8 protein-coding genes are annotated in these 6,983 nt (G+C 67.6%); 4 read left to right on the forward strand and 4 right to left on the reverse strand.

All coding sequences use genetic code 11. The features are described from left to right. Positions 1–51: 51 nt before the first annotated feature. Entirely contained in the window at positions 52–1,428 is a 1,377-nt protein-coding gene (locus tag A5706_RS28285) for an adenylate/guanylate cyclase domain-containing protein (RefSeq protein WP_068138674.1), read from the forward strand. Positions 1,429–1,547: 119 nt separating this feature from the next. Continuing rightward, positions 1,548–2,042, forward strand: a complete 495-nt coding sequence (locus tag A5706_RS28290) for a macro domain-containing protein (protein ID WP_068138707.1) — start codon at positions 1,548–1,550, stop codon at positions 2,040–2,042. Here A5706_RS28290 and A5706_RS28295 read toward each other — a convergent pair. Continuing rightward, positions 2,039–2,344: an MTH1187 family thiamine-binding protein gene (locus A5706_RS28295; protein ID WP_068138677.1), complete on the reverse strand. Its 306-nt coding sequence runs from the start codon at positions 2,342–2,344 to the stop codon at positions 2,039–2,041. The genes A5706_RS28290 and A5706_RS28295 overlap by 4 nt on opposite strands. Before the next feature lie 51 nt (positions 2,345–2,395). Here A5706_RS28295 and dtd point away from each other — a divergent pair, with 51 nt between their 5' ends. Both dtd and A5706_RS28305 read left to right on the forward strand, forming a co-directional pair. Beyond that, on the forward strand, positions 2,396–2,827 hold the full coding sequence (gene dtd / locus A5706_RS28300; RefSeq protein WP_068138680.1) for a D-aminoacyl-tRNA deacylase: 432 nt from the start codon (positions 2,396–2,398) through the stop codon (positions 2,825–2,827). A 46-nt stretch (positions 2,828–2,873) separates the two neighbouring features. Continuing rightward, a complete protein-coding gene (locus A5706_RS28305; protein ID WP_068138685.1) occupies positions 2,874–3,791 on the forward strand; it encodes a class I SAM-dependent methyltransferase in 918 nt (305 codons plus the stop codon). A 7-nt stretch (positions 3,792–3,798) separates the two neighbouring features. Here A5706_RS28305 and A5706_RS28310 read toward each other — a convergent pair whose 3' ends face one another. The 3 genes from A5706_RS28310 to A5706_RS35365 form a co-directional block, all read right to left on the reverse strand. Beyond that, positions 3,799–4,824 (reverse strand): alcohol dehydrogenase catalytic domain-containing protein, encoded by a 1,026-nt coding sequence (locus A5706_RS28310; RefSeq protein WP_068138689.1) that lies wholly within the window; start codon positions 4,822–4,824, stop codon positions 3,799–3,801. Between the two features lie 10 nt (positions 4,825–4,834). Then, entirely contained in the window at positions 4,835–6,793 is a 1,959-nt protein-coding gene (locus A5706_RS28315) for an NAD(P)/FAD-dependent oxidoreductase (protein WP_068138692.1), read from the reverse strand. 105 nt (positions 6,794–6,898) lie between these two features. Further along, a partial coding sequence (locus tag A5706_RS35365; RefSeq protein WP_369831968.1) for a hypothetical protein occupies positions 6,899–6,983 on the reverse strand: 85 nt, incomplete at its 5' end.

Below are 6,983 nucleotides of genomic sequence, written 5' to 3' on the forward strand. Positions count from 1 at the left end.
GTTGAGCCTACTGGCGTGTCTGCGGCCGGTTGCCTGAACTAGCCTGGGGCCGTGGCCGGGACGTCTGCGGCACCGCGGATTCGCTACGCCAGATGCGGTGATATCGACATCGCCTACCAGGTCTTCGGGGAAGGCCCGGTCGATCTCGTCTTGCTGGCCGGACCATCGATACCGATCGACTCCATCGACGCCGAACCCTCGCTGTACCGCTTCTACCGGTGTCTGGCGTCGTTCAGCCGAGTGATCCGCTTCGATTTTCGCGGGATGGGTCTGTCGTCGCGAGTGCCCTCGCTGGAGATGATCGGGCCGAAGTTCTGGGCCGAGGACGCGATCGCGGTGATGGATGCGGTCGGCTCCGAGCAGGCGTCCATCCTCGCGACAAGCTACAACGCGATGAGCGGGCTGGTGCTTGCCGCCGACTACCCCGACCGGGTGCGCAGCCTGGTGATCATCAACGGCACGGCGCGGGTGCTGTGGGCACCCGACTACCCCGTCGGCGCCCGGCCCAGCGCCACGGACCCATTCACGTCCGTCGCGATCGAGCCCGACGCGGTTGAGCAGGGGTTCGACGTGCTGGGAATCATCGCGCCCAGCGTCGCCCGCGACGACGCGTTTCGCGCGTGGTGGGACATCGCCGGCAACCGCGCTGCGTCGCCGAGCATGGCGCGCGCCGTGAGCAAGGTCGTGACCGAGAGCGACGTACGCGACACGCTCCCCCGCGTCGGCGTGAAAACCCTTGTCGTGCATCGAGATCGCGTAAAATTCATCCCGGCGGACAATGGTCGTTACCTCGCAGAGCACATCGCCGGGTCGCGCTATGTCGAACTGCCGGGCGAAGATTCGCTGTACTGGGTCGGCGACGCCGGGGCGATGCTCGCGGAAATCGAGGAGTTCCTCACCGGTGTCCGCGGCGGCTCGGACAGCGAGCGCGTGCTCACCACGATCGTGTTCACCGACATCGTCGGCGCCACCCTGCGCGCCGCGGAGCTCGGCGACCAACGCTGGCGGGATCTGCTCGACCGCCACGACAGCGCGGTCCGCCGGGAAATCACGCGATTCGGTGGGACCGAAAGAAACAGGGCCGGTGACGGATTCCTCGCGACGTTTGCGAGTCCCAGCGCCGCAATTTCGTTCGCCGAGGCCGTCGTCGATGCGGTGCGTGTGCTCGGCGTCGAGGTCCGAGTCGGCATTCACGCGGGCGAGATAGAGGTTCGTGGCAACGACGTCGCCGGACTGTCCGTTCACATCGGTGCGCGCGTTTCGGCGCTCGCCGGACCGAGCGAGGTGCTGGTCTCCTCGACGGTGCGCGACATCGTCGCCGGCTCCGGGCGCGAGTTCGCAGCGCGAGGTGAGCATGAGCTCAAAGGTGTGCCGGACTTGTGGCGGCTCTACGCGTCGGTCCGCGAGAAGGCGGCCAGGAAGCCCTAGCCGCCAGGTGTGCCGGGTTGCCCTGGCTCCCCGCTCCGCCTCGTTCGCCATGCGTCACTCCCAGCCTGCCCGGGCGCGAGCTCAGCCTTTTCTTCGCGGTGGTGCGCGACAATGAGCCGATGATCGAGCTAGAGGTGGTGCAAGCCGACGTCACCAAGCTCGAGGTCGACGCGATCACCAACGCGGCCAACACCCAACTGCGGCACGGCGGCGGTGTCGCCGCGGCCATCTCCCGCGCCGGTGGACCCGCGGTGCAGCGTGAGTCGACCGAGAAAGCACCGATTGGGCTCGGCGAAGCCGTCGAAACCACCGCGGGCGACATGCCGGCGCGCTACGTGATCCACGCGGCGACGATGGAACTCGGCGGCCCCACCTCGGCCGACATCATCACCCGCGCCACGGATTCCACGCTGCGCAGGGCCGACGAACTCGGCTGCCGCTCCTTGGCCCTGGTGGCCTTCGGCACCGGCGTCGGCGGGTTCCCGCTCGAAGACGCGGCGCGGCTGATGGTCGACGTCGTCCGTCGGCACCGGGCGAACTCCTTGGAGAAGGTGGTGTTCGCTGTCCACGGCGAGGCGGCCGAGCGGGCGTTCCGGAACGCCGTAGAGGCCTAACCGTCGGAGAGATAACGCTCGACCGTCGCGACCTTCTGCGTCATCGCGTCGTGGGCGCCGGGCCGCCAGTCTGCCTTGATTACCGTGCTGACCCGCGGCGCGCGAGCGGCCACCGCCTCGACGGCACGCTGGACGACGTCCATCACTTCCCCCCAGCTATCGCCCTCGATCACGGTGAACATGGAATCGGTCTTGTTGGGCAGGCCGGACTCGCGAACCACGCGGACCGCGTCGGCAACGATCTCGCCGACGCCCTCTCCGACGCCCAGCGGGGTGACCGAAAACGCGACGAGCACGGACACGTGACGAGCCTACCCAACCTTTTCGCGGCAAGCCTGGCAGCATCGAGGGCCATGCGGGTTCTGGTGCAACGGGTCTCGTCGGCGTCGGTGTCGGTCGACGGCCGGGTGGTGGGAGCCGTCCGGCCGGACGGCCAGGGCTTGTTGGCGTTCGTCGGCGTCACCCACGGCGACGACCCCGACAAGGCGCGGCGGCTGGCCGAAAAGCTCTGGTATCTGCGCATACTCGCCGACGAACGGTCCGCGGCCGATGTCAACGCGCCGATCTTGGTGGTCAGCCAGTTCACCCTGTACGCCGACACCGCGAAAGGCCGGCGTCCGTCATGGAACGCCGCGGCGCCCGCCGAGGTCGCCGAACCGCTGGTGACGGCGTTCGCGGAGGCGTTGCAAGCGCTGGGTGCCGAGGTGCAGACCGGCGTGTTCGGCGCGCACATGCAAGTCGCATTGGTGAACGACGGCCCGGTCACGGTGACTTTGGAACTTTGACGGTGCCAGCGCAGGTACGTTGGTGAGTCGGGAGGCTGCATCCGCTATGAGCATGACACCTGAATTCGGGTCGCTTCGTTCCGACGACGACCAGTGGGACATCGTCAGCGGCGTGGGCTACACCGCGCTGCTGGTGGCGGGGTGGCGGGCGCTGCACGCCGTGAGCCCCCAACCGCTGGTTCGAGACGAATACGCCAAGGCGTTCATCGCCGCCTCGCAGGACCCGTATCTGGCGGGCGTGCTCGCCAATCCGGGAACCTCGGAGGACGAGACGGCCTTTCCCCGCCTGTACGGCGTGCAGACCCGGTTCTTCGATGACTTCTTCACATCCGCGGGTGACGCGGGCATTCGGCAGTCGGTGATCATCGCGGCCGGGTTGGATTCGCGGGCCTATCGCCTCGAATGGCCGGATGACACAACGGTTTTCGAGGTCGACCTGCCGAAGGTCCTGGAATTCAAGGCCCGCGTGCTCGGCGAGCAGGGCGCGACGCCCAAGGCCCGCCGGGTCGAGGTCGGAGCCGATCTGCGCACCGACTGGTCGCGGCGATTGGAAGAGGCCGGCTTCGACACCGAAACCCCGAGCGCCTGGTCGGTGGAGGGAGTGCTGCCCTACCTCACCGACGAAGCCCAGAACACTCTCTTCACCCGCATCAGCGGGCTCAGCGCGCCGGGCAGCCGAATCGCCATCGGCGCGCTGGGATCGCGGCTGGACCGCCAGCAGCTCGCCGCCCTGGAGGCCGACCATCCCGGGGTCAACATGTCCGGCGACGTCGACTTCTCCGCCCTCACCTACGAACCCAAATCCGACCCGGCGGAGTGGCTGGCCGGGCACGGCTGGGCCGTCGAACCGGTCCGCAACACGCTGGATCTGCAGGCAGGCTACGGGCTGACCCCGCCGGAGGTCGACGTCAAGATCGACGCCTTCATGCATTCGCAATACATCACGGCGACGCGCTCGGCGTGAGCCTGGGCTAGGGCGTTAGCAGAACCTTCACCTCGTCACCGGACCGCGCCTCGGCGGTCGCGTAACCTTTGGCCGCCTCGTCCAATGGCAGTGTGGTGGTGAAGATTCCGTCGACGTCGAGCCGGCCGGACCGCAGCAACGGGATCAGCTCGGGCCAGGTCCGCTGGACGGGCGCCGTGGTCATCCGCAAGGTGATGCTGCGGATCAGGCAGCCCAGCGCGTTGAGCGGAAACGGATTCATATCGTGCACGCCCACTACCGAGACGGTGCCTCCCGCCCGCACCGCATTGAGCGCGTCGGTCAGGGAGGCGTCCGTGGCGACGGCGTCGATCACGGCGTCGGCGCCACGGCCCCCCGTCGACGCGAGGATGGCATCGACCGCCGGCGCCTTGATCGGCGTGGCGCCCCACCGCGCGGCACGATCGAGCCGACCATCGACCTGATCGACGGCGAAAACCGTTGCGGCGCCTTGGAAAAGCGCGCTGCGCAGCGCGCACAATCCGACCGCGCCCAGGCCGATCACGGCCACGGTGCCGCCGTACGGAATGTCGGCGCGCTGCGCGGCGGCCCAGCCGGTGGCGAGGTTGTCGGTCAGAAGCAGCGCCTGTTCGGTGCTGATCCCCTCGGGCGTCCGCAGCAGCTGAAAATCGGCGGCGGGCACGGCCAGCAGATCGGCTTGCGCACCGCCGAGCAGCCCGCCGCCGAAGATCTGAAACCCGGAGTAGCACATGACCGGATCGCGGGTGGCGCACCCCGGGCAGTGGCCGCAGCCGGTCACCGAGGACACCATGACCTGGTCGCCGACCTTGACCGTACGCACCTCGGGTCCGACCTCCACGACCGTGCCGACGGCTTCGTGGCCCAGCGCGATCGGGTCGGGCATGGTGAAATCGGCCTCGTAGAAGTGCAGATCCGAACCGCAGATGCCCGCGGCGGCGACCTCGACGATGGCCCCGTCGGGGCCGGGAAGCGTGGGATCGGGGCGGGTCTCGACCCGAATGTTGCGGGGTCCGTCGACGACTACCGTACGCATGGTGGTGTGCTCACTTTCCCTCTCGCACTCGCTCTTTTTGTCGCACAAGAAATTGCGACCAGTCGGGCTCGCGCACCGCGGCCCAGTACTCGTTGAGGCGCCACGGGCTGACGGTGTGGATCTCGCCGTCGGCGTTCTTGAAGTACGAGTGTTTGACCGCCGGATGCGACCAGACCATCTTCTTGATCTGCGTTTGTGTGCGCTCGTGCCATGCGGTGGCGGCCTCGGCCTTCGGCTCGATCGAATGCAGGTTCTCCTGGGCCAGCCGCCTGAGGCACTGGTCGACGTAGCGCATCTGCAGTTCCGATTGGAAGATCAGGCTGCCCCCGTGGGCGAGGTGGGTTCCGGGTCCGTAGATGATGAAGAAGTTCGGGAATCCCGGCACGGTGATGCCCAGGTAGGCATACGGTCGGCTCCCCCACATCTCGTGCAGGTCAATCCCGTTGCGCCCCCGCACCTTCAGCGGCCACAGCACATCGGTGTGCCGGAACCCGGTGGCGTAGACGATCACGTCCGCGTCGAACGTCGCGCCGTCCTCGGTGATGACGCCGTGCGATGTGATCTGCCGGATCGGTGTGCGCACCAACTCGACGTTGTCCCGTTGCAGCGTCCGCAGCCAGCTGCCGTTGTCCTGCAGGGTCCGCTTGCCCGTGGCGGGGTAGTCGGGCAGCACCTTGTCCAGCAGGCCTCGCGAGTTTGGGCCCTCCCCGACCTGGCTGGTGATCCACTGCGAGAACATCATTCGCGCAGCGGCGTTGATGTCGCTGACGGCATAGTCCTGATCGGCGTAATCCGGATCGCCCTCGGCGGCATCCAGGCCCTTGTCGGCGCCGGGCCACAGCACGAGAAACCGATACCAGCGGCCGTAGAACGGCAGGTGGCGCATCGCCCAGCGCACGCCGTCGCCGACCTCGTCGTGGTACATGGTGTTGGGGAACATCCATTGCGCCGTCCGCTGGAACACCGTCAGGCGCTCGACGTGGTCGGCTATCGCCGGCGCGATTTGAAATCCGCTGGCGCCCGCCCCGATCAGCGCGACACGCTTGCCCGTCAGGTCGACCGAGTGGTCCCAGGCGGCGGAGTGAAACGAGGGTCCCTCGAAGCTGTCGGCCCCGTCGAGCTCGGGAAGATTGGGCCGGTTCAGTTGCCCGACCGCGGTGATGACGGCCCGCGCGGTAAGCGTGCTGGTCTCACCGTCGGCGCCGCGGACCGAGACGCTCCAGGTGCCGTCGGCGTCGTTCCACTCGGCCGCGGCCACCTCGGTGTTCCACCGGATGTGCTCGGCCAGGTCGTGCTTGTTCATCACCTCGGTGAAATAGTCCTGCAGCTCGTGCTGCTCGGCGAAAAAGTGAGTCCAGTCGTTGTTGGGTTCGAAGCTGTAGCAATAGAAATGGTTTGCGACGTCGACGCGGGCTCCGGGATAGCTGTTCTCCCACCACGTTCCGCCCGGACCGGCGTTCTTTTCGACGATGGTGAACGGGATGTTGGCCTGCTTCAGGCGGATTCCGGCGAGGATGCCCGACTCGCCGCAGCCGACCACCAGCACGGGAAGCTCGGCGGCGGATTGTGCCGGCAGGGCGGTGGGGCGGCGGGGGTCGACGCCCTCCAGATCCATTTCCTCGAGGATCAGCGGCAGGTAATCATCGGTGACATGTTCGCAGGCGGCCCAGTCCATCATCTCCCGAATTAGTTCGGGGCTCAGCGGCTCGGGCTCGGGGCAGCCGCGGTCTCGGTAGTCGGTGATCACCGGCAGCGCCGCCGCGCGCGCCCTGGCCTTGTCCTCCTCCGACATGAACCCCTGGACCTCGTTGAGGAAGATCCCCATCGGCTTGAAGTCCCGGATGAACCGAGGGTCGCCGGTGATGTGGACGAGCGAAAGCAGGAGCGTCGGGATGCTGACATCCTCGAGAGCGGCCGCGATTTCGGCCGTCGAGGTGGTGAACGGACGGCCGGCGTAACGGCTGCGCATCAAGCCGATTCCTTCCGCTAGACGGGGCGTCGTAATTACGCTACGCACGGTTTCGTAATTGGCAGCACCACGCTACCGCGTCACGCCGGAGACGATCAAGAGCCGCTACGGGTCGTCGTCGGTGTCGCGCAGGAAGCGTTCGGGGTGGTGGAAGCTGTTGGTGCGGGGTTGGCCGTGGTCGAGGTGGGGT

Origin of the sequence: Mycobacterium sp. E796 (assembly GCF_001672815.1) — a bacterium.
Classification (GTDB): domain Bacteria; phylum Actinomycetota; class Actinomycetes; order Mycobacteriales; family Mycobacteriaceae; genus Mycobacterium.